At 58.3% G+C, this 26,302-nt stretch carries 23 protein-coding genes; 11 read left to right on the forward strand and 12 right to left on the reverse strand.

What is annotated here, in order from left to right; translation table 11 throughout:
• Window positions 1-33: 33 nt before the first annotated feature.
• Window positions 34-1,371 (reverse strand): tRNA (N6-isopentenyl adenosine(37)-C2)-methylthiotransferase MiaB, encoded by a 1,338-nt coding sequence (miaB, locus tag I6N98_RS03580; RefSeq protein WP_198570437.1) that lies wholly within the window; start codon window positions 1,369-1,371, stop codon window positions 34-36.
• A 177-nt stretch (window positions 1,372-1,548) separates the two neighbouring features.
• Between miaB and I6N98_RS03585 the strand changes: the two genes are divergently transcribed.
• A complete protein-coding gene (locus tag I6N98_RS03585) occupies window positions 1,549-1,884 on the forward strand; it encodes a DUF1820 family protein (RefSeq protein ID WP_198570438.1) in 336 nt (111 codons plus the stop codon).
• A 69-nt stretch (window positions 1,885-1,953) separates the two neighbouring features.
• Here the strand turns inward: I6N98_RS03585 and tatC are convergent, their stop codons facing one another.
• From tatC to I6N98_RS03635, 10 genes are all read right to left on the reverse strand, one after another.
• Window positions 1,954-2,715 (reverse strand): twin-arginine translocase subunit TatC, encoded by a 762-nt coding sequence (gene tatC / locus I6N98_RS03590; RefSeq protein WP_198570439.1) that lies wholly within the window; start codon window positions 2,713-2,715, stop codon window positions 1,954-1,956.
• Window positions 2,712-3,215 (reverse strand): Sec-independent protein translocase protein TatB, encoded by a 504-nt coding sequence (gene tatB / locus I6N98_RS03595; RefSeq protein ID WP_198570440.1) that lies wholly within the window; start codon window positions 3,213-3,215, stop codon window positions 2,712-2,714. The genes tatC and tatB overlap by 4 nt, the downstream gene beginning before the upstream one ends.
• 3 nt (window positions 3,216-3,218) lie before the next feature.
• Entirely contained in the window at window positions 3,219-3,467 is a 249-nt protein-coding gene (tatA, locus tag I6N98_RS03600; protein WP_198570441.1) for a Sec-independent protein translocase subunit TatA, read from the reverse strand.
• A gap of 48 nt (window positions 3,468-3,515) precedes the next feature.
• Window positions 3,516-3,851 carry a phosphoribosyl-ATP diphosphatase gene (locus I6N98_RS03605; RefSeq protein ID WP_198570442.1) on the reverse strand — a complete coding sequence of 112 codons (336 nt, stop codon included), beginning with the start codon at window positions 3,849-3,851 and terminating at the stop codon, window positions 3,516-3,518.
• Entirely contained in the window at window positions 3,848-4,303 is a 456-nt protein-coding gene (gene hisI, locus I6N98_RS03610; RefSeq protein ID WP_198570443.1) for a phosphoribosyl-AMP cyclohydrolase, read from the reverse strand. The genes I6N98_RS03605 and hisI overlap by 4 nt, the downstream gene beginning before the upstream one ends.
• Window positions 4,304-4,403: 100 nt before the next feature.
• Window positions 4,404-6,038 (reverse strand): ubiquinone biosynthesis regulatory protein kinase UbiB, encoded by a 1,635-nt coding sequence (gene ubiB / locus I6N98_RS03615; protein WP_198570444.1) that lies wholly within the window; start codon window positions 6,036-6,038, stop codon window positions 4,404-4,406.
• A gap of 15 nt (window positions 6,039-6,053) precedes the next feature.
• Window positions 6,054-6,677 carry a ubiquinone biosynthesis accessory factor UbiJ gene (locus tag I6N98_RS03620; protein WP_198570445.1) on the reverse strand — a complete coding sequence of 208 codons (624 nt, stop codon included), beginning with the start codon at window positions 6,675-6,677 and terminating at the stop codon, window positions 6,054-6,056.
• Between the two features lie 8 nt (window positions 6,678-6,685).
• Window positions 6,686-7,435, reverse strand: coding sequence for a bifunctional demethylmenaquinone methyltransferase/2-methoxy-6-polyprenyl-1,4-benzoquinol methylase UbiE (gene ubiE, locus I6N98_RS03625; RefSeq protein WP_198570446.1), 750 nt, complete (start codon window positions 7,433-7,435; stop codon window positions 6,686-6,688).
• 64 nt (window positions 7,436-7,499) lie between these two features.
• The gene (locus tag I6N98_RS03630; protein ID WP_232787451.1) at window positions 7,500-8,171 is read right to left on the reverse strand and encodes a replication protein P; all 672 of its coding nucleotides are present in this window, start codon (window positions 8,169-8,171) and stop codon (window positions 7,500-7,502) included.
• Window positions 8,080-9,267, reverse strand: a complete 1,188-nt coding sequence (locus I6N98_RS03635; protein ID WP_232787452.1) for a DnaT-like ssDNA-binding domain-containing protein — start codon at window positions 9,265-9,267, stop codon at window positions 8,080-8,082. Before I6N98_RS03635 ends, I6N98_RS03630 begins: the two co-directional genes overlap by 92 nt.
• Window positions 9,268-9,356: 89 nt before the next feature.
• Between I6N98_RS03635 and radA the strand changes: the two genes are divergently transcribed.
• Window positions 9,357-10,721 (forward strand): DNA repair protein RadA, encoded by a 1,365-nt coding sequence (gene radA / locus I6N98_RS03640; protein ID WP_198570448.1) that lies wholly within the window; start codon window positions 9,357-9,359, stop codon window positions 10,719-10,721.
• Between the two features lie 40 nt (window positions 10,722-10,761).
• Here radA and I6N98_RS03645 read toward each other — a convergent pair whose 3' ends face one another.
• Window positions 10,762-13,209: a penicillin-binding protein 1A gene (locus I6N98_RS03645; RefSeq protein ID WP_198570449.1), complete on the reverse strand. Its 2,448-nt coding sequence runs from the start codon at window positions 13,207-13,209 to the stop codon at window positions 10,762-10,764.
• A gap of 180 nt (window positions 13,210-13,389) precedes the next feature.
• Here I6N98_RS03645 and I6N98_RS03650 point away from each other — a divergent pair, with 180 nt between their 5' ends.
• The 9 genes from I6N98_RS03650 (at window position 13,390) to I6N98_RS03690 (ending at window position 26,256) form a co-directional block, all read left to right on the forward strand.
• Window positions 13,390-14,457 (forward strand): pilus assembly protein PilM, encoded by a 1,068-nt coding sequence (locus I6N98_RS03650; protein WP_273475543.1) that lies wholly within the window; start codon window positions 13,390-13,392, stop codon window positions 14,455-14,457.
• Window positions 14,457-15,023 (forward strand): PilN domain-containing protein, encoded by a 567-nt coding sequence (locus I6N98_RS03655; RefSeq protein ID WP_198570450.1) that lies wholly within the window; start codon window positions 14,457-14,459, stop codon window positions 15,021-15,023. Before I6N98_RS03650 ends, I6N98_RS03655 begins: the two co-directional genes overlap by 1 nt.
• A gap of 9 nt (window positions 15,024-15,032) precedes the next feature.
• Window positions 15,033-15,650, forward strand: a complete 618-nt coding sequence (locus tag I6N98_RS03660) for a type IV pilus inner membrane component PilO (protein ID WP_198570451.1) — start codon at window positions 15,033-15,035, stop codon at window positions 15,648-15,650.
• Window positions 15,647-16,183, forward strand: coding sequence for a pilus assembly protein PilP (locus I6N98_RS03665; protein WP_198570452.1), 537 nt, complete (start codon window positions 15,647-15,649; stop codon window positions 16,181-16,183). The genes I6N98_RS03660 and I6N98_RS03665 overlap by 4 nt, the downstream gene beginning before the upstream one ends.
• Window positions 16,184-16,206: 23 nt before the next feature.
• Window positions 16,207-18,390, forward strand: a complete 2,184-nt coding sequence (locus I6N98_RS03670; RefSeq protein ID WP_198570453.1) for a type IV pilus secretin PilQ — start codon at window positions 16,207-16,209, stop codon at window positions 18,388-18,390.
• Window positions 18,390-18,920: a shikimate kinase AroK gene (gene aroK, locus I6N98_RS03675; RefSeq protein ID WP_198570454.1), complete on the forward strand. Its 531-nt coding sequence runs from the start codon at window positions 18,390-18,392 to the stop codon at window positions 18,918-18,920. Before I6N98_RS03670 ends, aroK begins: the two co-directional genes overlap by 1 nt.
• A 179-nt stretch (window positions 18,921-19,099) precedes the next feature.
• Window positions 19,100-20,185, forward strand: coding sequence for a 3-dehydroquinate synthase (gene aroB, locus I6N98_RS03680; protein WP_198570455.1), 1,086 nt, complete (start codon window positions 19,100-19,102; stop codon window positions 20,183-20,185).
• 168 nt (window positions 20,186-20,353) lie between these two features.
• Window positions 20,354-24,802: a glutamate synthase large subunit gene (gene gltB, locus I6N98_RS03685; protein ID WP_198570456.1), complete on the forward strand. Its 4,449-nt coding sequence runs from the start codon at window positions 20,354-20,356 to the stop codon at window positions 24,800-24,802.
• A 35-nt stretch (window positions 24,803-24,837) separates the two neighbouring features.
• Entirely contained in the window at window positions 24,838-26,256 is a 1,419-nt protein-coding gene (locus I6N98_RS03690) for an FAD-dependent oxidoreductase (RefSeq protein ID WP_198570457.1), read from the forward strand.
• The last annotated feature ends 46 nt before the right edge of the window (window positions 26,257-26,302 follow it).

The raw sequence follows: 26,302 nt of genomic DNA on the forward strand, positions 1-26,302 counted from the left end.
GTCGATGGCTTGGCGCTGATAAGGGGAGAGCCTTCAATGGATCAGCTCGCCGCGCAGTGAATTGGGCAGCGCCTCGGTAATGGCAACGTCGGCAAATTCGCCGATCAGCTTGCGGTCTGTGCAAGCAAAGTTGACCACCCGGTTGTTCTCGGTGCGGCCCTGCAAGGCCCCGGGGTCTTTTTTGGAAACACCGGTGATCAGCACCCGCTGGCGGCTTCCCACCATTTGCCGGCTGATCTGCTGGGCGTGCTGATTAATACGGTGCTGCAGGCGTTGCAGGCGCTCCTTCTTGACGCTCTCTGGAGTGTCATCGTCCAGCTGGGCTGCCGGAGTGCCGGGACGGGCACTGTAAACAAAGCTGAATGAGTGGTCGAAGCCGATATCGGCGATCAGCGCCATGGTGTCGTTAAAATCCTCTTCGGTTTCACCGGGAAAGCCGATGATAAAGTCAGAGGACAAGCTGATATTGGGGCGAATGGCCCGCAGCTTGGCGATTTTTTCCCGGTATTCGGCCTGGGTATGACCCCGCTTCATGGCGCTGAGAATGCGGTCGCTGCCACTTTGCACCGGCAGGTGCAGGTGATCTACCAGTTGGGGAATATCCCGGTAGGCCTCGATCAGGGCATCGCTGAACTCCACCGGGTGGGAGGTGGTGTAGCGGATGCGCTCAATGCCGGGCACCTGGGCCACAAAGGCCAGTAATTCGGCAAAGTCGATGATGTCGCCATCGACATTCTCGCCCCGGTAGGCGTTGACGTTCTGGCCCAGCAGGTTCACTTCCCGCACCCCTTTTTCCGCTAGTTGGGCGATTTCGGCAATCACATCGTCAAAGGGGCGGCTGACTTCCTCGCCGCGGGTGTAGGGCACCACGCAAAACGTGCAGTACTTGCTGCAACCTTCCATGATGGAGACAAACGCGCTGGGGCCGTCCACGCTGGGCTCTGGCAGGCTGTCGAACTTCTCGATCTCGGGGAAGGTGACGTCCACGACCGCCGGGCCGTCAATGCGCTTGGCATTGATCATGTCGGGGACCCGGTGCAGGGTTTGAGGGCCAAAAATCATGTCCACATAGGGCGCCCGGGCGCCGATATCCGCGCCTTCCTGGCTGGCCACACAGCCGCCGACGCCGATCAGCAGATTGGGGTTTTTGTCCTTGAGGTGTTTCCAGCGGCCCAGTTGATGGAAGACCTTCTCCTGGGCCTTTTCCCGTATCGAGCAGGTATTGAGGAGCAATACGTCGGCTTCGTCGGGGTTGTCGGTGGGTTCCAGGTCGTGACTTACCCCCAGCAAATCGCGAATACGGGCGGAGTCGTATTCGTTCATCTGGCAGCCGTGGGTTTTAATGTAGAGCTTTTTGCGCTGTTCGCTCATTCGCGTCCTGGGCCCGGAATAAAATGGGCCGGTATTATAGCGATGTGTCGGCGCTATGCCCAATAATTCGGCGTGTTTCCGGCGATTTGTGGTATCATCCGCGCCCAATTTCAATCCGCTCCGGCGCCGGCCAGTGTTCCGCTGTTTGGGCGCAAGCTTCGAAGCAGACCGTGGAAAATGCCTAAGTCACCGATTTACAAGGTTATTTTTTATAACAACAACAAGGTGTACGAGTTGTACGCCCGAGCCATCTTTCAAAGCGATATGTACGGCTTCATCGAAGTCGAAGAGTTCGTCTTTGGGGATCAGGGCCAATTGGTGGTGGATCCCAGTGAAGAGAAGCTTAAAAACGAGTTTGCCGGTGTGGTGCGCAGCTATATTCCCATGCACTCCCTGGTGCGCATCGATGAAGTGGAGAAAGAAGGCGCCGGTAAAATTCTCGATGGCGAGGCCGGCAATAATATTCGCGCCTTTCCCATGGCCAGTGGCCGGCCAAGCCCCGACAAAGACTGACGCGGGCGGATATTGCTCCTGCGTAGCGATACCGGTGGGGCCGATTGTTTAGGCCCCGGACGATTAACGCTATTCGCTCTCTTCCTGCTGTTCTCGTTCTGCCCGCTGCTTGTCCACCAGGCGGCCGAATAGTATTCCCACCTCAAACAGTAGCCACATCGGCAGTGCCAGGAGCATCTGGGAGATCACATCCGGCGGTGTTAGCAGCATGCCAAATACAAAGCAGGTGACGATAACGTAGGCTCGCTTACCCGCCAGATCGTGGGCACTGATCACCCCGGCGCTAATCAGTAGCACCGTGGCGATGGGGATTTCAAAGGCGATACCAAAGGCGAGAAAGAGCTTGAGGGCGGTATCCAAAAAGCGGGCGATGTCCGGGGTGTAGGCGACCCCTTCGGGGGTGATGCCACTGAAAAAGCCGAACACCAAGGGGAAGACTACATAGTAGGCAAAGGCGAGTCCCGCGTAGAACAACACCACGCTGGATAGCAGCAGCGGACCTGCCAGGCGCTGCTCATGGCGATACATACCCGGCGCAATAAAGCGCCAGGCCTGATGCAAAATCACCGGGATGGCCAAACAGAAGGCCGCGACCAGTACCAGTTTAAAGGGCGTCAAAAACGTTGATGCCACCTCGGTGGCAATCATGCTGCTGCCTTCGGGTAGATACTGGCGCAGCGGTTTGGCCACGAAGCTGTAGATTTCTCCCGAGAAGGGCATCAGCGCCAGCGCGCAGACCAGGATGGCCAGTACGCAGCGCAGTAGTCGGTCGCGGAGTTCGGTCAGGTGGGCGACAAGCGGTTGCCCGTTGTCTTGATCGGCACTTGTCATTGGGGTTTGTCGTTGTCGCTCTTTTTATCCGTTGCCGGCGCGCTGTCGTCGCTGGCGGGCGGTTGGATACGGTTTTCGCTGTCGTCGGTCAGATCGGAACTCTCGGCCCGCTCCGGCTGGCTTTGCTCAGATTGAGCAGTGTCGAGGGCGTCGTCAGGCGTGATATCTGCTTCCGTTGCCGGGGCCGACTCGCCGGTAATCTCCCGCTCAAAGTCCCGTTCCATGGATTTCAGCTTTTGCTGGGATTTGCGCAGGTCGCGATCGAGCTTGTCCTTGCCTTCCTGCAGCGACGCCATGATGGACTCATTGTGGAGCTGCTGGCGGATCTCGTCGGCACCGACCTCCCGCTCGATATCCTGGCGGATATCGTTAAAGCTTCGGCGCAGCCGACCCAGCCACAGGGATACGGTGCGAATAGCCTTGGGTAAGCGCTCTGGGCCCAGGATCAACAGGCCCAGCACGGCGATCATCAGCAGCTCGGCAAAGCCGATATCGAACATGGCTTACTTGCTCTCGGTTTTCTGTTCGCTGCCGGCTTCGGTGCTGCTCTCTGCCTGTTTCTTTTCAAGGTTGGCGTTTTCCTGCTCTTCAGGGGTGCCTTCCTCTTCGTCCTTGCCCATGCTGTCTTTAAAGCCCTTCACGGCGCCGCCTAAGTCGGTGCCGATGTTTTTCAGCTTTTTAGTGCCAAACAGCAGGACCACAATGGCCAGAATAATCAGCAGTTGCCAGATACTAATGCCGCCCAAACCCATGACGATTACCTCTACTCATATATTGTTTAATCAGTATTGTTAGCAGCGTTATTGTTGCTGTCGAGCGGCCTTTTCGTCGAGCCCCGACAGGCCAAAACGCTGCGCCAATTCGTTCAGTACATCCCTGTGATCACAATCCAGGTGCGCCAGCATCACCAGGCTGTGAAACCACAGATCAGCGGTTTCGCCAATCAGCGCCGATTTGTCTTCGGCGCGCTCGGCATCCTTGGCCGCGAGTACAGTTTCTACCGCCTCTTCGCCGACTTTTTCCAGTATCTTGTTCAGTCCCTTATGGTACAAGCTGGCCACATAGGAGGACTCCGGTGAGGCACCTTTGCGGGATTCCAGCACGTCGCTCAACTGATCGAGAATACTCTGGCTCATTGCGTGTTTCCTTTGTCGCTGGTGCTGCCGTGATTGCCGGACTCCGCTGTGTCACCATACAGCGCGGTGGGGTCCTTGATCACCGCCTCGCGGCTGTGCCAGTGACCGTCGTCCAGGCCTCGGTAAAAACAGCTTTCCCGTCCTGTATGGCAGGCAATGCCGCCAATTTGCTGGACCTGTAGCAGCACGGTGTCGCCGTCGCAATCCAGAGCAATATCCCGCAGTTGCTGTACGTTGCCGGAGCTCTCGCCCTTGCGCCACAGCGCCTTGCGGGAGCGCGACCAATAGACGGCCCGGCCTTCTGCAACAGTGAGCTGGAGCGATTCCCGGTTCATCCACGCCATCATCAACACCCTGCCACTGCTGGCATCCTGAGCAATAGCGGCCACTAGGCCATCCTCGTTCCAGGTGACCTCATCAAGCCAGTCGGCGGATGTGGAGTGTGCGGTCATATTCTTACCTTTGTATGACAGCCAAATCATTCGGTCATTATCTTGGCGCTGGTGCGGTGGCTTGCATTCCAGCTGGGGCTGCCAGGGGGGCTACTTTACCTCAGCGTTGCCTAATAAAGAAATACACTGCGACAACAGCCAGCAGAATGCTGGCAGGGGGGAGTTCTGCCAAGCCCTCGCGGATGCCCGGATCGGATAGCAGCGCCGCGCCCAGCAGGGCCAGTATTGCCGCGCGCTGGTTGCGCGCCCGCCGGTCGCGGCGCTCCGCCGCCTGCTCTACCAGGGCCAAGCGTTGTTCCAGCTCCCGGTGGGTGCGCTCGCCACTGTGCCCGGGGCGCTGCTCCAGCAGCGTGTCGGGCAAGTGGGGTAGCTGCTCTAACCAGCCCGGCAGGCGGTGACTCATGCGCCGCAGTAGCGACTGGGGCGCATAGCGATCTTTAACCCACTGCTCCAGAAATGGCATCGCCGTGGCCCAGAGATCGAGTTGGGGATAGAGTTGACGACCCAGGCCCTCGATATTGAGCAGGGTTTTTTGTAGCAGCACCAAGGAAGGCTGCACTTCCATATCGAAGCGGCGGGCGGTTTGAAACAGGTAGACCAAAAGCTGGCCGAAGGAAATTTCCGACAGGGGTTTTTCGAAGATGGGCTCGCTGACACTGCGGATGGCCGCTTCAAATTCGTGGACCCGGGTTTCCGGGGGGACCCAGCCGCACTCCACATGCAGTTCGGCCACTTCCCGGTAATTGCGCTGGAAGATGGCGAGGAGGTTGCGGGCCAGGTAGTACTGGTCGAAGTCGCTGAGGCTGCCGATAATGGCGCAGTCGATAGCGATGTACTGGGGCGACTGGGGGCGGCCCTCGGCCACAAAGATATTGCCGGGGTGCATGTCGGCGTGAAAAAAGCTGTCCCGGAAGACCTGGGTGAAAAAAATCTCCACACCCCGCTCGGCGAGCTTTTTCATATCGGTACCCTGGGCTTTCAGGGTGTCCACGTCGGTGACCGGGATGCCGTGGATGCGCTCCATAACCAGCACATTGCGGCGGGTGTAGTCCCAGTAAACGTCGGGGACGTAAAGAATTTCAGAGTGGGTAAAGTTGCGGCGAAGCTGGGAGGTGTTGGCCCCTTCCCGCTGCAGGTCCAGCTCGTCGTAGATGGTCAGACGATAGTCCTCCACCACTTCCACGGGGCGCAGGCGACGGCCATCGGGAAACAGGCGCTGCACCAGTCGGGCCAAGGTGGTGAGCAGGCGCAGATCCTGCTCGATCACTTTTTCGATGCCGGGACGGACTACCTTCACGACAACCTGTTTGCCGTCGGGCAGGGTGGCGGCGTGAACCTGGGCGATGGAGGCCGAGGCCAGTGCCTGGTTGTCAAAGCTGGCGAATAGCTCCCCCACCGGACGGCCCAGGGCTTTCTCTATTACTGACACGGCGAGTTCGCTGGAAAACGGTGGAACCCGGTCCTGTAGGTAGGCCAATTCTGCAGATATATCCGCGGGCAAAAGGTCCCGCCGGGTGGAGAGAATCTGGCCAAATTTGATAAAGATCGAACCGAGGGATTCCAGTGCTAGGCGCAGGCGGGCGCCGCGACTCTCTTTGGGGGTGGGCATCAGCCGCCAGGGTCCCAGTGCCAGGAGAAGTCTGGCCCGCAGGGGAAGAGAGTTTGTCGGTATTAGCGTATCCAGGCGGTAGCGGCAGAAAATCCAGACGATGGCGAGTAGGCGGCGCAGCCCCATGTTGGTGAGTCCCGGTTATTGGTGTTGTGGTGGATGAATGCGTTGGGCCAGGCGGCGCAATCTCGCTTCCAGTCGTTCGCTGCGGGCCTTGAGGTCGTCCACCTCCCGGTAAAAATGCTCGGCCTGATAGGGGTGGGGCAGCAGGCGGCTCTCTTCCAACAAAAAGTCCCGGGCCTGGCGCTGCAGGTTGCGACCGCTGCCCAGCAGCCAGCGGTGACCGGCTCGCAAGCCTTTGCCGATCTGGTGCCCGGCAACATCGCCAAAGGCCCGGGACAGCGGCTGTTCCCAATCCAGCTCCAAGCTGGCCAGAATGCCTCGCAGCTCCAGCAGTGGGCCGGTATCGCCGGTGACTTGAACGTCGCCATTAATCAGCGCTGCGGCGGGATCGTCGGCGGAGGCAATGCGGGCGAACTCGCTCCAGCGGCCGCTCAAACGGGTGGTGAAGTCCCCTTGGTCAGATTCGATCAAGCCAATTTGCTCGCCGCGAATGGCAATGCCGATAAAAAGGTCGGGTTGCTGGAGGGAGAGGGCAAAGCGGCGGCCATCCAGTTGCTGCAATTGACGACCACAAGCGGGATCCAGCTGCAGCGCCCGGTTGATGGCCTGCTCCAATCCGGCGATGGCAGTCCCCCGAAGCATGGGGGGAATCACGGCTTGATACCCCGGTGCACGGCCACCACGCCGGCGGTAAGGTTGTGATAGCGCACTTCGGCGAAACCGACGCCCTCCATCATGCCCTTCAGGGTGTCCTGGTCGGGGTGCATGCGAATGCTCTCCGCCAGGTAGCGATAGCTGTCAGCATCATTGGCTACCAGTTGGCCCATTCGGGGCAATATGTCGAAGGAATAACGATCGTAGAGCTTTTCCACTACCGGGTTTACCGGCTTGGAAAACTCCAGAATCAATAATCGGCCACCGGGTTTAAGAACGCGCAGCATCGACGCCAGCGCTTTGTCTTTGTCGGTGACGTTGCGCAGACCAAAAGCAATTGTGATGCAGTCAAAGTGATTGTCTGGAAAGGGCAGGCACTCGGCGTCGGCCTGGACGTATTCGATGTTGCCCACCACGCCGTGGTCGGTGAGCTTTTCCCGGCCCACTTCCAGCATGGAGCTGTTGATGTCGGCCAGTATGACCTGCCCCTCGGGGCCTACCAGGCGACTGAATTTGGCCGCCAGGTCGCCGGTGCCACCGGCGATATCCAGTACCCGGTTACCCCGGCGCACGCCCGACAACTCAATGGTGAAACGCTTCCACAGACGGTGAACGCCGCCGGACATCAGGTCGTTCATCAGGTCGTACTTGCCGGCCACAGAGTGGAATACCCCGGCGACCAGTCCGGCTTTTTCCTTGCTGTCGACATTGCGATAGCCAAAGTGGGTGGTTTTATCGTCGCTCATGCTGTGGGTCCCGAAAGTGAAGGGTCGTTATTGTAGCGGCTGCAGGGGAGGCGTGCGAGAACTGCTAGATGTTGAGCTTGCGGCGCATTTCCCGCATGCGCTCCTTTTGTTGTTCGGGGCTCAGTGGCTTGGCAGCGGCTTTGGGCAGTGCAGGGGCTTCCGGAGGGGGGAGAGTTTCGCCCCGGCGAACCCGTTCACAGAGTTGCTCGTAATTGCGCCGGAATACCGGGTAGGCCTGCTGCTCCGCGGTGCTGGCTAGAAAAAACCAGTCGCTATCCCGGCCGGCGTGGTAAACGGCGGGGTGGGACCAGTGGTATTCGGCTTTGGGGCTGGGCGCGCGGCAGGCTTCCAGATACGCACTGTGGCTGTCGGGCAGGCCCAGCTCCCGGTCGTCCGGCTCACAGAATTTCAGTATGCCTTTGATAGTGGGCAAAAACTCGGACTCGCGGATAGCCCGGTGGCAGGCGCTGGTAATGCGCTGGGGAGGGATATGGCAAAGGTTGCTAAACCAGAGTTTTTTGGCGTAACCGAGCTTTTCCTCGGTGGGAAAGGCTTTGTTGTACTGGTTGTGGTAGACCAGCTCAAATTCGGCAAACATCTGGTTGATGGCATCGACCACCGCTTCGCGGTCGGGCAGAGGCTGTTCAGAGGCCTTCTGCCCAGCTGCGGTCGGTGTGTTTTTCGATGAAGCCAGTTGCTTGTTGGCCTGGTCCAGTAGCGTGTTGCTGTCGCGCATTGCCGCTTCCCATTTGGTGGCTGTGGGCCCACCGGTATTTTACATGTTGTAGAAACTTTGTATTCCAAGAGCGCTGTGCCTGGCCGCTGTCCCGCCAATACAGAATGAATTCGGGAATCTGCGCACGAGCAAAATCGGCGTCGATGCAAGCCATGCGCAGAATATCAAATACCGCCTCGCTGGGTTGCCAGTCGGCCCGCATAGGCGTGAATTCCTGCTCTTCGCCTACGGTATTGCGATAGCGCGCCCACTGCAATCGAATATGTTGGATAAAGCGGGAGTTCCAGTTGTTATCGACGGTACCCCGTTCCTGCCAGTAGAGAATGAATTCGGGAATGGCGTCCTCGATAAAATGCTGAGTCACACCGTCGCGAAGCAGAATTTCCAAGGCGTCGGCGCTGGGCCGCCAGCTGGAGGCGAGGCTCTGCTGCTTGGCCTGTTCAACTTGCTGGTATTGATGGCGTTTCCAGCGTCGGCTGACATATTGTGAAAAGGTACTGCTCCAGGAGCTGCGGGCCTCGCCAGTCTCCCGGTAGTGGGCGATAAACTCTGATAATGACGCCTCGATAAAGCTGGGTTCAATACCATTAAAGCGGGTCAGGTAGTCCACCGCAGCGCTGTCGGGCCGCCAGTCGGCGGGAATCATTTGCTGGCCGGGGACTGGGCTGCGGGGCGGGCGAGTTGTCGGCCCTTTAGAGACTGTGCCTTGACTGGCGGATGTTGGCGTGGGCTGCTGCGACGACGCGGAGGAGTGATCGTCGGCGCGGCGAAGCGCCAGGCGGATATTCTGGGCGTTGTCCAGCAGTGCGCCACCGAGCACTATCAGGCCCTGATCTGCCAGAGTTCGCAGCGTCGATTCGATTTGCGAGCGATCCCAGAACGGCAGTTGGGTTTCCAGGCGCGATTTGTCGATCACCTGCCAGTTGAGCCCGTCGCGGTGATGGCTGTCCAGTAGAGGCAGCCAGTCACTGAGTAGCTGGTATAGTAGAGCCGCCTCCAGGCCGAGGGTGGCGGCGAGCGTTGGAGAAACCAGCAGGGGGCGTTCCAAAAGGGGATCGGGCATAAACAACCTGAACACGATGTGATAAGTCGGCATTGTAAGGTGTCGTCGCGAGCCCTGTCAGCCCTATGTTGCGACGACATTTGTGGTGACGACATTAGCGGTAATTAGGCAGTAGAGACGGTATGGCAAAAAACAAAATCGCGTATGTGTGCAGCGACTGTGGTTCTGACCACAGCAAGTGGCAGGGGCAGTGTCAGGACTGTGGTGCCTGGAATACGCTGGCGGAAATCAAATTGGGGCCGGCGCGGCCGGGTGGTGCTGTGCAAGCCAAGGCAGGCTATGCCGGTGCCGCTGGCGGCGATGTGCAAAGCCTGTCCAGTGTAAAAACCGAACACCTGCCCCGTATCAGCAGTGGCTTTGAGGAGTTTGATCGGGTGCTGGGGGGCGGCCTGGTCCCCGGTTCGGCGGTGCTGCTGGGTGGCCACCCGGGAGCGGGTAAAAGTACCTTGCTGCTACAAGTGCTGTGCCGGTTGGCGGCAAGCCAGGGCTGTTTATACGTCACTGGCGAAGAATCCCTCCAGCAGGTGGCAATGCGGGCCCAGCGGCTGGGCCTGGTGGCGGACGATCTGCAACTCTACTCGGAGACCAGTCTGGAACATATCCTTACTCAGGCGGCCCGTCACGCGCCCCGGGTATTGGTAGTGGACTCGATCCAGGTGCTGCACAGCGAGCAGGTGAGCTCGGCGCCGGGCAGTGTGTCTCAGGTTCGGGAATGCGCCGCGGCGCTGACCCGCTTCGCCAAGCAGAGCGGTACCGTGCTGATTATGGTGGGCCATGTCACTAAAGATGGCAGCCTAGCGGGCCCCAAGGTGCTGGAGCACATCATCGATTGTTCGATGATGATCGAGGGCGATAGCGACAGCCGTTATCGCACCCTCCGCGGCCACAAGAATCGTTTTGGCGCGGTCAATGAGCTGGGCGTCTTTGCCATGACCGAGCAGGGTCTCAAAGAAGTGAAAAACCCCTCGGCGATTTTCCTCAATCGCGGCGAGCAGGTAGCCGCGGGCAGTGCGGTAATGGTGGTCTGGGAGGGGACTCGACCGCTGCTGGTGGAGATTCAAGCCCTAGTGGACGACTCCGGCTATGGCAATCCACGGCGGGTGGCAGTGGGGCTGGAACAGAACCGCTTGGCGATGCTATTGGCAGTGCTGCACCGCCACGGCGGCCTGCAATTGGGCGATCAGGACGTATTTGTGAATGTGGTCGGGGGCGTGAAGGTATTGGAAACCGGGGCCGATTTGGCGCTGCTGTTCGCCATCGTGTCCAGCTTTCGCGATCAGGCCCTGCCCGAAGAGTTGGTGGTGTTTGGCGAGGTGGGGCTGTCCGGCGAGATCAGGCCTGTCCCCAGCGGGCAGGAGCGATTGCAGGAGGCCCGCAAGCACGGTTTTCGTCGGGCCATCGTGCCCAAAGGCAACGCCCCCCGGGGCGATGCCGGTATGGAGGTGGTGGCCGTCAATTCCCTGGCAGAGGCGCTGGAGGCGATATAAGCGCCACCAGCAGGCGCTAAGCAATTAGTGTGAACAGGCCCTAGAAGATTTCTACCGGGTCGGAGAAGTCTTCGTAACCGCCGCCGGGTTGTGAGTAGCTCTCCGTTGGGGCGTTGTCGTTGCGGAAGTACTCAAAAATAGCGTTGGCCTGGCCGGGTCCGGCCAGCTGCCCGCTGTCAGGGTCGATGCGCACGGTGACGATATTGTCGGGCTGTTCAAAGTGCCGCTCGGGGCGGTTTTGGGTGGCTACCCGCATATAATCAATCCACATTGGCAGGGCCACGGAGCCACCGTATTCCCGGCGTCCTAGCTTCTGGTTTTGGTCAAAGCCCGCCCAGGTGGAGGTCACTACGCCGCCGCTGTAGCCCGAGAACCAGGCATCCACCGGTCCGTTGGTGGTACCCGTTTTACCTGCCGCATCGTCGCGCTCCAACACCAGGGCGCGGCGTCCGGTACCCCGTTTGATGACATCCCGCAGAATGCTGTCCATTAAAAACACCACGTCGGCGCCAATGACCCGTTTAGCGCGCCGAGCCTGCAGACCCTCAGTGGCCAGCATGTCTTCCAGTGATTCAGCCTCTTTGGTGGGGAGGGCGGGTTCGTCGTCCTGTTGCTCACAGGCGCGGCAAGCGGTAACCGGGTCGGCGCGGAATACAGTGTCGCCATTGGCGTCGATGATGCGCTCGATCAAGTAAGGGGAAACTTTGAAGCCGCCGTTGGCAAATACGGCGTAGCCGGTGACGATCTCCAGGGGTGTCAGGGAGTGACTGCCCAGTGCCAGTGACAAGTCCCGGGGCAGATTCTCGGTGTTAAAGCCAAACCGGCCTATGTAGTCAATGGCGGTACCAATACCCAGCTCCCGGAGCAGCCGAATAGATACCAGGTTGCGGGATAGATAGAGGGCCTTGCGCAGCCGCATCGGTCCATTAAAGGTACCGCTGTCGTTGCTAGGGCGCCACGTTCCCCCCAGAGAATCGTCGTCAAAAACAATGGGAGCGTCGTTAATGATGCTCGCCGGAGTGAAGCCGTTGTCCATGGCGGCGGTGTAAATAAACGGCTTAAAGTTGGAGCCGGGCTGGCGTTTAGCCTGGGTGGCGCGGTTAAAGGAGCTGCTCTGGTAGTCGTAGCCGCCGACCAAGCTCAGCAGCGCGCCGCTGTCGGCCTCAAGAGAGACAAGGGCCGCCTGAATATCCGGAACCTGGGAGAAAAGCCATTGCCGGGTGTCGCCGTCGCTGATGCGCAAACGCACCACATCGCCGGGGCTGACCAGTTCTCCAGCGTTTTCTGCGGGGTGGGTAAAGCGATCTTCGCTGATGTAACGGACGGTCCCTTTAAGGCCCTGTTCCCACTCCAGCTGCGTCTGTTGCCCGGTAGCCAGGAGTGCGGTGAAGCTTTTTTCTTCTACTGTCAGCACCAATGCCGGGTGCCAGGGTCCGACTCGGCCAATATCCTCAAGCTTTTTTGCCAGCGCCTGGCGCTGGTCGTCATCCAGAATCTCGGGGAGTTGCCACTGGGCTTCCGGTCCGCGGTAGCCGTGACGGCTGTCGTATTCGATCACTCCATCCAACACGGCGGTTTGGGCCGCGCGCTGAAGCTTGCTGTCGACGGTGGTGATAACGGTGTAGCCGTCCTCGTAGGCGCTGCGGCCAAAGCGTTGCAGCATTTCCAGGCGCACCATCTCTGCCACGTAGGCTGCATCCAGGTCGAGTTTGCTGGGGTGGGCTTTGGCGGATATCGGCTGCTGTTGGGCCTCCTCCATTTCGGCCTGAGTGATATAGCCTAAGTGATGCATCCGCCGGAGTATCCAATTGCGGCGAACTTTCGCCCTTTCAGGGTCGGCTACAGGGTTGTAGGCAGACGGCGCCTTGGGCAATCCGGCAATCATTGCCATTTGCGATAAATGTAATTCCCTTATGGGTTTTCCGTAATAGATTTGTGCTGCCGCTTCAATACCATAGGCGTGGTTGCCAAGGAAAATCTTGTTGAGGTAGAGCTCGAGGATATCGCCTTTGCTTAGCGCGCGCTCGATTTCGATGGCCAGGAAGATTTCGGTGAATTTGCGGGTGAAGGTGCGCTCTTGGCTGAGGAAATAGTTTTTTGCCACTTGCATGGTAATGGTGGAACCACCGGTTTGAATACTGCCGCTGGTGATGAGCTGGGACGCCGCTCTCAGCAGGCCGGAGATATCCACCCCGCGGTGCTGAAAGAAGTGGTCATCCTCCGCTGCCAGAAAGGCGTCGACAAAGGTTTGCGGCACCTCCTGGATGCTGACCGGACTGCGCCGCTTCTCGCCGAATTCGCCCAGCAGTTGGCCGTCCCGGCTGTAGATGCGCAGTGGGGTCTGTAGCTGAACGTCCCGCAGTGTTTCTACTGGGGGAAGGGTCGGGGCAATGTAGAGAAAGGCCCCGGCAAACACCATGACGGCGCCACAGCCGGATAGCAGGATAAGGGATACAAGAATGCGTAAAGTGGACGCCGTGCGTGACATAGAGACCCTGTATGGTACAAAACAAATGCCGATATCAACGATATGGGTGCCTAGGATACCGAAAACCGGTGCCATATCCCGGTGTTTTTTGCATAACTATTTGCGGATTGCTATACACTGGTATTTAATCTTGTGTATAAAAGAACGTCCTAAGTCCACGGTCTGAATAGGAAAAATAACGTGCTAGATGCCCTGATCGGCAGCCAGAAATCCCGCGCTGTGCTCGGTGTGGACATTAGCTCCAGCGCGGTGAAGCTGCTGGAGCTGAGCCGCAGTGGCGACAATTACCGCGTGGAAAGCTACGCAGTGATGTCGTTGCCGCCGCAGTCCGTGGTGGAAAAAAACATCACTGACGTCGAGGCCGTTGGCGAAGTGGTCAAGGCTGTAGTGGCGCGGTCGCGCTCCAAACTTACTCGAGCGGCGGCGGCTGTGCCGGGGTCGGCGGTTATCACCAAAGTTTTAAGAATGCCCGCCGATATGAATGAAGATGCCATGGAGACGCAGATCTCTCTGGAAGCAGATCAGTACATTCCCTACCCCCTGGACGAGGTAGCGCTGGATTTTGAAGTGATGGGGGAGTCCCCGGATAGCCCGGATCAATGTGATGTGCTGTTGGTGGCTTGCCGCCGCGACAATGTCGACTCCCGGGTCGAGGCCCTGGAGATCGGTGGCCTCGAGCCGAAAGTCATGGATGTCGAGGCCTATGCCGTGGAGCGCAGCTACGAGCTGATCGCCCAGCAAATGGGTTATGACGAGAACACGGTGGTGGCGATCATCGATATCGGCGCCAGTATGACCTCGCTGAGTGTGGTGGTGAATAACGAAACGGTCTACACCCGGGATCAGTTGTTTGGCGGTCGCCAGCTCACCGAGGAGATCCAGCGCCGCTATGGCTTGAGTGCCGAAGAAGCAGGCCTGGCCAAAAAGCAGGGCGGACTTTCCGACGACTATGACAGCGAAGTGTTAGCTCCGTTCAAAGAGGCGGTTATTCAGCAGGTATCTCGCTCTCTGCAATTCTTTTTTTCCGCAAGCCAGTACAGCGCGGTAGACGCTATTTTGCTGGCTGGAGGGGTGGCGGCGATGTCGGGTTTGGCGGACACCGTTGCCGAGCGTCTGGAGGTCAATACGGTGGTGGCCAACCCCTTTGCATCTATGTCGCTGGCGCCGTCGGTAGACGCCGTCAAACTCAGTAATGATGCCCCCGCAATGCTGATTGCCTGCGGCCTGGCTCTAAGGAGCTTCGACTAATGGCAACCATTAACTTACTGCCTTGGCGCGAAGAGCGCCGCCAGCTGATTAAGCAGCAGTTCCTGGTCGTTTTGGGTGGGGTGGCTGTGTTGGGTGCCCTGCTTGTGTTGCTGGGTGTCACTGTCATGAATTCGGCGATCAGCGACCAGGAGGGCCGCAACCGCTACATTCAAACCCATATCGACAAGCTCAATCGCGAAGTGCGGGAAATCAGCGACCTGGAAAAGCGGCGGCAGCAGCTCATTGACCGCATGAACATTATCCAGGACCTGCAAGGCACTCGGCCTTTGATTGTGCGGGTCTTCGACGAAATGGTACGGACACTGCCCGACGGGCTGTTTTTCACCTCTGTGGTGCGCCGTGGCAACAACATCAATGTTGAAGGGATTGCTGAGTCCAATAACCGCGTCTCGAGTTTGATGCGGAAGTTAGACGGGTCGCCGTGGTTTGACGACCCGAATTTGACGGCGGTTAGTGCGGCCAGCCGTTACGGTGAGCAGGCCAGTTCCTTCCGGCTTTCTTTTAAGATCAGTGCGCCTAAGCCTGATCAGGACAAGAAAAAGTAGGGGTGCGCAGTGGCGTTCCAAGAATGGATTGATGAAGTTCGGCAGTTTGATTTCGCCGACCTAGATTTGGAAAACATCGGTGCCTGGCCAGTCCTGGTTCGGGCGGCGGTGTGGGTGCTGGTGTTTGTGCTCTGTGTGGTAGGCGGCTATTTCTATTTCATTGCCGACCTTCGTGTAGAGCTGGCCGCGGCAGAAGCCAAAGAGCTCAAGCTGAAAAAAGAATTTGAGAACAAGGCCTTTCGCGCTGCCAAATTGGAGCCCCTCAAAAAGCAGATGAAGGAAATGGAGGCGTCTTTTGGCATCCTGCTCAGTCAGTTGCCGGCGGATACCGAGGTGCCGGGGCTGCTGGAGGATATGACCGAAAAAGCCGTTTCAAATGGCTTGGATATCCAAAGCATAAAACTGCAAAAAGAGCAGGTGCGGGAGTTTTATGTCGAGTTGCCCATTGCTATAGAGGTCAGCGGCACCTATCACGACCTCGCCGCGTTTGTGAGTGGCATCGCCGGCCTGCCAAGGATTGTGACCTTGCACGACTATAACATTAAGTCCAATGATCAGCTGACCAAGCAGAGAATGTCGATTACGGCTAAAACCTATCGCTACAAAGACCTTCAGGAGGGATCGTGAATCATACTGTCCGATTCGTTTCCCTGGCGGCGGTTTGCCTTACTGTGGCGGCCTGCAGTGGTGGTTCTCAATACCAAGATATCGACGCCTTTTTAAAGGAAAAACGAGAAGCGCCCACTGGCCAAATTCCTCCGGTGCCGGCGTTAAAAGCCTACCGCGCGTTCACCTACAGCGCGTCCGGCATGCGCAGTCCTTTTAGTAAGCCGGTGGATGTGAAAGAAATTGCCCGACTGGAGGCGTCGGCCTCTGTGAAGCCCGATACGAACCGGGAGCGAGAGTTCCTGGAGCAGTATTCCTTTGACGCGCTCAGAATGGTGGGCACCTTGGAGCTGGATGGCGTGCTGTGGGCTTTGATTAAAGATCCAGAGGGTGGTGTACACCGGGTTCGGCGTGCTAACTACCTTGGGCGCAACCACGGCAGGATCTTGGAAATCGGCGAAAATTATCTATCGGTGGTGGAGATCGTCTCCACTGGCGGTGACGGCTGGGTCGAACGACCCCGAACCCTGGAATTGAGCACAGGCAGGCCCTGAGAATTCGGAGAGCGGAGAGCTAAATGAATACTGGAAACCTCACGAATAGATCGTGGCGCTGTAAGAACCGGGCAACAGGCTGGGGCGGCCGCCTGCTGGGTGCCTTGGTGCTCCTGGGTACGGCGCTATCGGCGTCGGCGACAAGTTTGACCGGGGTAGAGTTTAACGCGCTGCAAAATGGCAGTTTCGAAGCGCGTTTCCGCTTTGAGGGCGCTGCGCCGGATGTCAAAGGCTACACCATAGAAAAACCGGCCCGTATCGCGCTGGATCTGGCGGGTACCGAGAGCGGTTTATCTCAGAAGAAGTTTCCCCTGGCCTACGACAATGCAAGCAGCGCCGTGGTGCTGGAGGGCAATGGCCGGACCCGCATCGTGTTTAACCTGATCAAACTGGCTCCCTACGAGACCCGGGTCGAGGGCGACGAATTAGTGGTTGCAGTGGGTTCGGGCGGCAGCCAGGCCTACCTGAAGGAAAAGTACAACAATCCAGTTCTATCGATCTCGGACGCACCCAAGAAAGCTGGCGGCAATCGTATTACCGACCTGGATTTTCGCCGTGGTGATGAAGGCGAGGGTCGCCTGGTGGTCAGTCTGGCAGATGACAAGGCCGACATTAACGTGTTTGTCGAAGGGGCCAATATTCGCATTGATATGGCGGGCGTCGACCTGCCGGAAAACCTGCGTCGCCGTTTTGACGTCGGCGACTTTGCTACGCCGGTTAAGATGATCGATGCCAGAATGGGTGAAAAGGGCGCCAAGCTAAGCATGGAAGCCCGGGGTGAGTACGACTACCTGGCCTACCAAACTGACAATGAGTACGTGGTCAGTGTGAAGCCTTTAACCGAACAAGAACTGGAGCAGCGACGCAAAGAATTTGCCTATGTCGGCGACAAGTTGTCGCTGAACTTCCAGGATATTGAAGTGCGGTCGGTGTTACAGTTGATTGCCGATTTTACTGAGCTCAATTTGGTGGCCAGTGATACCGTCAAAGGCAATATCACCTTGCGGCTGCAAAATGTTCCCTGGGATCAGGCACTGGATTTAGTGCTCAAAACCAAGGGCTTGGACAAGCGTCAGATCGGTAATGTACTGATGGTAGCCCCGGCTGCAGAGATTGCCGAGCGGGAGCGCCAGCAAATCGAAGCGCAGAAACAGGTCGAAGAACTTGCGCCACTGCAGACCGAGTTTATCCGCATTCGTTACGCCGACGCCGCTGAGCTGTTTAAGTTGTTCAAGCCCGGTGGTCGGGGCGGTAATAATGGTAATGATGAAAACTCTACCGGCAGTATTTTGTCTCCCCGTGGTACGGTCATCGTTGATGAGCGCACAAACTCTTTGTTGATCACCGAAACCGCAGAGCGCTTGGAAGAGTTCCGCCGCTTGGTGTCGCTGATCGACGTACCAGTGCGCCAAGTGCAGATAGAGGCCCGCATTGTGCGTGCGACCTCGGATTTCGATCGCGCATTAGGGGTGCGTTGGGGCGGTGCCTATGTCGAGCAAAACGGGGATGAAATTTATACCGCCAATGGCGACCTGGAAAGCGACCAGGCCACTCAAAATAACTTCCTCAGTGCACTGCAAGCTGGCTCTCCCAATTATTCGGCGGTTCCGGGGCTGGTGACAGATCTGGGAGTACCCGGCGCAGCGGGTTCCTTCGCGGTGGGCTTTATCAGCCCGGATGTACTGCTGAATTTGGAGCTGTCAGCACTGGAGTCCAAAGGCCGGGGTGAAATTGTTTCCCAGCCGAGAGTGGTCACTGGCGACAAGGAGCCGGCGATTATCAAATCCGGTACAGAGATCCCCTACCCTGAGTCCTCTGCCAGCGGTGAAACTACCATTGCCTTCAAGGAGGCGGTGTTAAAGCTGGATGTTACTCCAATTATCACCCCTGACGATCGCATTATTATGGATCTGGTGATTAATCAGGACACCGTCGGCGAGCTGGTGATTGCGACTGGGCTGGGTGGTCAGGTGCCCACCATTGATACCACCGAGCTGCAAACACGAATTCTGGTCAGCAATGGCGAAACTGTGGTGCTGGGCGGTGTCTACGACCAGTTCGACTTACAGACGGAAACTAAAGTGCCGTTTTTAGGTGATATTCCCTTCTTGGGGCGCTTGTTTAAATCCACATCGGTGACTCGTGAGAAGCAGGAAACCCTGATCTTCATCACGCCGCGTATCTTGGCAGACAGTTTGGTTGATTGATGCGCAAGGCTGGAGCGATATATTTGGTTGGCCCCATGGGGGCGGGCAAAAGTACCATTGGAAAACTGTTGGCCGACGCGCTGCGTTCCGGGTTTTACGATGTCGATCGGGAAATTGAGGCACGCAGCGGCGTGGACATCCCCTGGATTTTTGATATGGAAGGGGAGTCGGGCTTCCGGGCCAGGGAGACCAGCATGCTGCGGGATCTCAGCGAAGACCGCGACTGCGTAATTTCCACCGGTGGTGGAGCAGTGCAGCAGGATGAAAATCGCAAACTGATGGTGGCCACTGGCACGGTGATTTATCTGCGAACCTCGGTTGACGAGCAATTGCGCCGCACCGCCAAGGACCGCAAGCGCCCACTGCTGCAGCAGGGTGACCCAGAGGAAACGCTGCGCCGCCTGATGGCAGAGCGCGATCCGCTTTACCGGGAAGTCGCCGATTACACGGTGGAGACCGATCATCGCAGCCCCAAGGCGGTGGCCCTGGAGCTCGCCCAGTGGCTGCAACGCAGTGACCTGGACGGCTAGAAGCCCCACCCTCGCTCCTTCTTTCCCTGTTTTTTGTCCAGCTGCCGCCTCAGGCTGGCTTGCCGTGGGGTCTGGTATAATCGTCTAGTAATATCCGTATTTGGATTGGCCTGGTATCCGAAATAAACCGGTATCTGAAATAACCCTGTATTTGCAATGACACTCTGCGTGGAAAGATTATGAAACGACTCGACGTCGATCTCGGCGATCGCAGCTACCCTATTTATATCGGTCGGGGCTTGATTAGGCAGCCCGAGCTGTGGGCTGGGCATATACCGGGGCAGCAAGTCTGCGTGGTCAGTAATGAGACCATCGCGCCGCTTTACCTGGAGTCCGTGCTGGCAGGTTTGAGCGATAAGTCGGTGTGCCGGGCCATACTCCCCGATGGCGAATCCTATAAAACCCTCGCCACGCTGAGTGGTATATACGATGCGTTGCTGGAAGCCGGCCACGGTCGTGGCACGACGCTGCTGGCCCTGGGTGGCGGTGTCGTTGGAGATATGTGTGGCTTCGCCGCTGCCAGTTACCAGCGCGGCGTGGATTTTATCCAGATGCCCACTACGCTGCTGTCGATGGTGGATTCCTCTGTGGGCGGTAAAACCGGCGTGAATCATCCGCTGGGCAAGAATATGATCGGTGCTTTCCATCAGCCCAAATGCGTGGTGGCGGACCTGGCCCTACTGGATACCCTGCCGGCCAGGGAGTACGCTGCGGGCCTGGCAGAGGTGGTAAAATATGGGTTGATCTCCGATGCGCCATTTTTTGAATGGCTGGAAGATAATCTGGATGCGCTGCTGGCCAGGGAGGAAGCGGCGCTCACCGAAGCGGTATACCGAAGCTGTGTGAATAAGGCTCAGGTCGTTGCCGAGGATGAGCGCGAAGGGGGGCGACGGGCCATTCTCAATCTCGGCCATACTTTTGGTCATGCGATTGAAACCGCCGAGGGCTACGGCACCTGGCTTCACGGTGAGGCGGTGGCTGCGGGCATGGTGTTGGCGCTGAATTTGTCCCGGCGTTTGGGCTGGATCGATAGTGATATCGAGGCCCGGGGGCGGCGGTTATTAGAGCGTGCCGAGCTGCCAGTGGCGCCACCGGACAGCATGGATGTGGACCAGTTCTTGCTGCTCATGGGGCGGGATAAAAAGGTTGTAGAGGGGCAGTTGCGCTTGGTACTGCTACAGGGGCTCGGAGAGGCTGTTGTAAGCAGTGAGGCGCCTGTTGAAGCTATTGTGGCTACCCTGCGAGAGGCGGGCATCAAAGGCTGATTCCCCCAGTAGGCTTTGCTCAATAATTGTGCAAAACCCATAGCGCAATTTGTCGCGTATGTGGCATGCGTGTAGAATGTCGGTCCTTTTTTCCGGAACGCGTGCGTTTTAAAGCATTCATTTCAACTATCTGCTTGTTTTCCTTGGTAATTTTGTGAGAGTCGTATTATGAGTACAGGCCTGTACAGACCTGATGATGTGCGCGACAACTGCGGTTTCGGCCTGATAGCCCATATGAAGGGTGAGGCCAGTCACCGCTTGTTGGAGACGGCCATCGAGGCGCTGACCTGTATGACCCACCGCGGTGGCATTGCCGCCGACGGCAAGACCGGCGATGGTTGTGGTCTGCTACTGAAGAAGCCCGATGCCTTTTTGCGCGACATTGCGCGGTCCCAACTTGGTGCCGAGCTTAGTGACGAGTACGGCATTGGCCAGATATTCCTGAGCGGGGACGAGGCCAAGGCCAGCGCGGCCCGGGCAAGTTTTGAGTCGGTACTGCGAGACAATGGCCTGGATTGTGTTGGCTGGCGGGAGGTTCCGGTAGATCCCTCGGTGTGTGGTGATATTGCCAAGGCCAGCTTGCCACGGATTGAGCAGGTCTTTATCAACGTTGAGGGCCTGTCTCGCCAGGAGCTGACAACCCGCCTGTTTGTGGTGCGTCGTTTGGCCGAGAATGCACTGGTCGACGACAGCGATTTTTACATCTGTAGTCTGTCTGCCGACGTGGTGTCCTATAAGGGCCTGGTGATGCCGGTGGATCTGCCGCGTTTCTACAAGGATCTGGCCGAGCCGGCCCTGGAAACGGCTATCTGTGTCTTCCACCAGCGCTTTTCCACCAATACCAGCCCTCGCTGGCCGCTGGCCCAGCCCTTCCGGATGCTGGCCCACAACGGCGAAATCAACACCATTGAAGGCAACCGCAACTGGGCGTCGGCGAGAGCCAAGAATTTCACCAGCCCGCTGTTGCCGAATTCTGAGGCTCTGGCTCCGCTGGTTAATCGCACCGGCTCGGACTCTTCCAGTCTCGATAACATGCTTGAGCTACTGGTCGCTGGTGGCATGGACCTGTTCCGTGCAGTGCGGATGCTGGTTCCTCCGGCCTGGCAGAATATCGAGCACATGGATGCCGACCTCAAGGCCTTCTACGAATACAACTCCATGCATATGGAGCCCTGGGATGGCCCCGCCGGCCTGGTTATGACCGATGGTCGCTACGCCGTATGTATGCTGGACCGCAACGGTCTGCGCCCATCGCGCTGGGTGATTACCGACGACGATTTCATCACTGTCGCCTCGGAAATTGGCACCTACAGTTATCAGCCAGAGCAAGTGGTCGCCAAGGGCCGGGTCGGCCCCGGACAGATTTTGGTGGTGGACACCGAAAACGGCGAAGTGCTGCACACTAAAGATGTCGACGAGCGGCTGAAGCAGGCGCACCCCTACAAGCAGTGGCTGCGGGAGAACGCCAATCGACTGCAGGATCAGTTGGGTCAGGGTAATCGCCCGGCGCTGCCTGAAGGCGAAGATCTGCGCTCCCTGCAGAAGTATTTCCAAGTCACTTTTGAAGAGCGGGAGCAGGTGCTGGCGCCGTTGGCGGACAGCGGCAACGAGGCCGTCGGCTCCATGGGTGACGATACGCCGATGGCGGTGCTGTCCCGCGGTCAGCGTTCCCTGTACGACTATTTCCGCCAGAAGTTCGCTCAGGTTACCAACCCGCCGATCGATCCGCTGCGTGAGGCCATCGTCATGAGCTTGGAGACCCTGCTGGGTGCCGAGCAAAATGTCTTTGAGCAGACTGCTGACCACGCCGACCGCTTGATTTTGACCAGCCCGGTGCTGTCGCCGGACAAGTACGATCGTTTGATGGGAGTGAACTCTGCCCGCTACCCACTGGCGCAGATTGATCTCAGCTATGACCCGGCGTCCCAGTCTTTGGCCAGCGCGGTGTCTGCCGTGGCGCAGCAGGCGGAAGAGGCTGTGCGCAATGGCAAAGTCATTTTGGTACTGACCGACCGCCACGCCAAGCCGGGCTTGTTGACCGTCCACAGCCTGTTGGCCACCGGAGCGGTTCACCACCACCTTATCAAGCAGGGGCTGCGCTGCGACGCCAACCTGGTAATCGAGAGTGGCAGCGCGCGGGACTCCCACCAGATGGCCTGTCTGTTTGGCTTTGGCGCGACAGCAGTCTATCCCTACATGTCTTTCGCCGTGCTCAGCGATATGCTGCGCAGCGGTGAACTGTTGGGCGATGAGCAGACCGTCCACAGCAATTACTGTAAGGGCATTAATAAAGGCCTGCTGAAAATTATGTCCAAAATGGGCATATCCTCGATTTCCTCCTACCGCGGCGCGCAATTGTTCGAAGCCGTGGGTCTGGCGCCGGATGTGGTCAGCCAATGCTTTACCGGTGTCGCCAGTCGCATCGCCGGTGTCGGCTTTGCCGAACTGGAGAAAGATCAAGAGGCGCTGGCCACACTGGCATGGCTACCGCGCAAGGCTCTGGATCAGGGCGGTTTGCTGAAGTATGTCCACGGCAAGGAATACCACGCCTTTAATCCAGATGTGGTGATGTCTCTGCAGGAAGCGGTGAAAACCGGTGACTACGCCAAGTGGAAGCACTACGCCAACTTGGTGAACGATCGCCCGGTGGCGACGCTGCGGGACCTGCTGGATTTTAAAACTGACGTTAAGCCGATCCCGCTGGAAGAAGTGGAGCCGGTGGAAAGTATCGTCCGCCGCTTTGACTCGGCAGGGATGTCTCTGGGGGCATTGAGCCCCGAGGCCCACGAGGCCTTGGCCGCAGCCATGAACCGCTTGGGCGCGCGCTCCAACTCCGGTGAGGGTGGCGAGGACCCCGAGCGCTACGGCACTGAACGTACCTCCAAGATCAAGCAGATCGCCTCTGGCCGCTTTGGTGTAACGCCCCACTATCTGGTCAACGCCGAAGTACTGCAGATCAAAGTGGCCCAGGGTGCCAAGCCCGGCGAGGGTGGTCAGTTGCCCGGCGGCAAGGTCAATGCGCTGATCGCGCGCCTGCGTTACTCGGTGCCCGGTGTGACCTTGATATCACCGCCGCCCCACCACGATATTTACTCCATCGAGGATTTGGCGCAGCTGATTTTTGATCTCAAACAGGTTAATCCCGATGCGCTGGTGTCGGTGAAGCTGGTCTCAGAACCCGGTGTTGGCACTATCGCCGCCGGTGTGGCCAAGGCCTACGCGGATTTGATTACCATCTCCGGTTACGATGGCGGCACCGCAGCCAGCCCGTTGACCTCGATCCGCTATGCCGGCTCACCCTGGGAGCTGGGCTTGGCAGAAGCACAGCAAACTCTGCGCGGTAACGGTCTTCGCGGCAAGGTGAGGGTACAGACCGATGGTGGTCTGAAAACCGGTTTGGACGTGGTCAAAGCCGCCATTCTCGGCGCCGAGAGCTTCGGTTTTGGGACCACGCCGATGGTGGCGCTGGGTTGTAAATACCTGCGTATCTGTCACCTGAACAACTGCGCCACCGGTGTAGCAACCCAGGATGATCGCCTGCGGGATGAGCACTTTATCGGCACCGTGGATATGGTGGTGAATTTCTTCACCTTCGTTGCCACCGAAACCCGGGAGTGGATGGCTCGTATCGGCGTGCGCACCATGGACGAGTTAATCGGTCGCACCGATTTGCTTCAGCAGCACCAGGGTCACACCGAGAAACAGGCACTGTTGGATCTGGCGCCGATTCTCTGGAAGGACCCCGAGGCTCAGGGGCAGCCGGAATACTGTCAGGTGGCTCTAAACGAGCCCTTCGATAAGGGCGAGAAAGCCGAGCAAATGGTGGCTGCGGTGCTGCCAGCCATCGACGCAAAATCGGGCGGCGAGTTCGACTTTACTGTCACTAACTGTGATCGCTCTATTGGTGCCCGCTTGTCTGGCGAGATTGCCAAGCGTCACGGCAATGCCGGTATGGAAGATGCGCCCATTACCCTGAATTTGACTGGTACCGCTGGCCAGAGTTTTGGTGTCTGGAACGCGGGCGGCTTGCATATGCGCCTGGAAGGCGACGCCAACGACTATGTCGGCAAAGGCATGGCCGGCGGCAAGTTGGTGATCTACCCGCCCCGGGTAAGCAGCTTTAAGAGTCAGGAAACCTCGATTATCGGTAACACCTGCCTCTACGGTGCCACCGGAGGGCGGCTGTTTGCGGCCGGTACCGCCGGTGAGCGCTTCGGCGTGCGAAACTCCGGTGCCCACGCCGTTATCGAGGGTGCCGGTGACCACTGCTGTGAATATATGACGGGTGGCAACATCACCGTGCTGGGTTCAACCGGGGTGAACTTTGGTGCCGGTATGACAGGCGGGTTTGCCTACGTGTTAGACGAGGCGAACTGCTTTGTCGACCGCTACAACAGCGAGTTGGTAGAGATTTGCCGGATCACCTCGGAGCCCCTCGAGGCATACCGGGCCCACCTGCGGGGCAACATAGAAGAGTATGTGGCTGAGACCGGGTCCGCCTGGGGTCAGCACATTCTCGATAATTTCGACGACTACATCGGCAAGTTCTGGATGATCAAGCCCAAGGCGGCGAGTCTCAGTCGCCTGTTGGAAACCACCAGACAGCGCCCGGAATAAGAGCGGCCGTCGCCGAGTAGAACAGAGGTAAAACTATGGCTGAAAGACTGCACAACACGTTTCAGTTTCTCGATGTGGGTCGCCAGGATCCGTCTAAAAAAGCGATTGAAGAGCGTCGCGCAGAGTTCGTCGAAATCTACGAGCCTTACAAAGAGGAAGAGGTTAAGCACCAGGCGCATCGCTGCCTGTCTTGTGGCAACCCCTATTGCGAGTGGAAGTGCCCGGTGCACAACTACATTCCCAACTGGTTAAAGCTGGTCAGTGAGGGCAACCTCTTCGAGGCGGCAGAACTCAGTCACCAGACCAACAGCCTGCCAGAAGTCTGTGGCCGGGTATGCCCTCAAGATCGCCTGTGTGAGGGCGCCTGTACACTGAACGACGGCTTTGGTGCCGTTACCATCGGTTCCACCGAGAAATACATCACCGATACCGCGCTGGAATTGGGTTGGCGCCCGGACCTGTCCAAGCGGGTCTGGACCGACAAAAAAGTAGCGGTGATTGGTGCCGGCCCTGCGGGTATCGGCTGCGCCGACGTATTGGTGCGCGCCGGGGTCAAGCCCATTGTTTTTGACCGCTACCCGGAAATTGGTGGCCTGCTGACCTTTGGCATCCCCGAATTCAAACTGGAAAAATCCGTTGTGCAGCGCCGCCGTCGGGTGCTGGAAGATATGGGCGTGGAGTTCCGTCTCAATACCGAGATCGGTAAAGACATCTCCATCGATGAGCTGCTCAGTGATTACGATGCCGTTTTCATGGGCATGGGGACCTATAAATACATGAAAGGTGGCTTCCCGGGCGAGGATCTGCCCGGCGTCTACGATGCTTTGCCCTTCCTGGTTTCCAACGTCAATCGCAATATGGGTTGGGAAGAGGACGCCAGCGACTACATCAGCGTGCGCGGCCAGCGGGTCGTGGTACTGGGTGGTGGTGACACGGCGATGGACTGTAACCGGACCTCCGTTCGCCAGGGTGCCGAGTCTGTTGTGTGCGCCTACCGCCGCGACGAAGAAAACATGCCCGGTTCCCGTAAGGAAGTACACAACGCCCGGGAAGAGGGTGTGGAGTTTTTGTTCAACCGCCAGCCCATCGCCATTGTCGGTAACGACAAGGTGGAGGGGGTCAAGGTGGTGACCACGCAACTGGGTGAGCCCGACGAAAACGGTCGCCGCCGCCCCGAACCGGTGGCCGGCAGTGAAGAAGTGATCCCTGCCGATGTGGTACTGGTGGCCTTTGGTTTCCAACCCAACCCGCCGGAATGGCTGAAAGGGCAGAGCGTGGAAGTTAACAACTGGGGCGGCATCACCGCGCCGGAAGAGCAACTGTACAAATTCCAGACCACTAACCCCAAAATCTTTGCCGGTGGCGACATGGTGCGGGGCTCTGACCTGGTAGTGACTGCGGTATGGGAAGGCCGACAAGCGGCCGAAGGCATACTCGACTACCTGAAAGTCTGAGTGCCGGGGCGCACGATCCGCGGTGCCAGCCACTGCGGTCATCCAC

Source organism: Spongiibacter nanhainus (assembly GCF_016132545.1).
GTDB lineage: Bacteria > Pseudomonadota > Gammaproteobacteria > Pseudomonadales > Spongiibacteraceae > Spongiibacter > Spongiibacter nanhainus.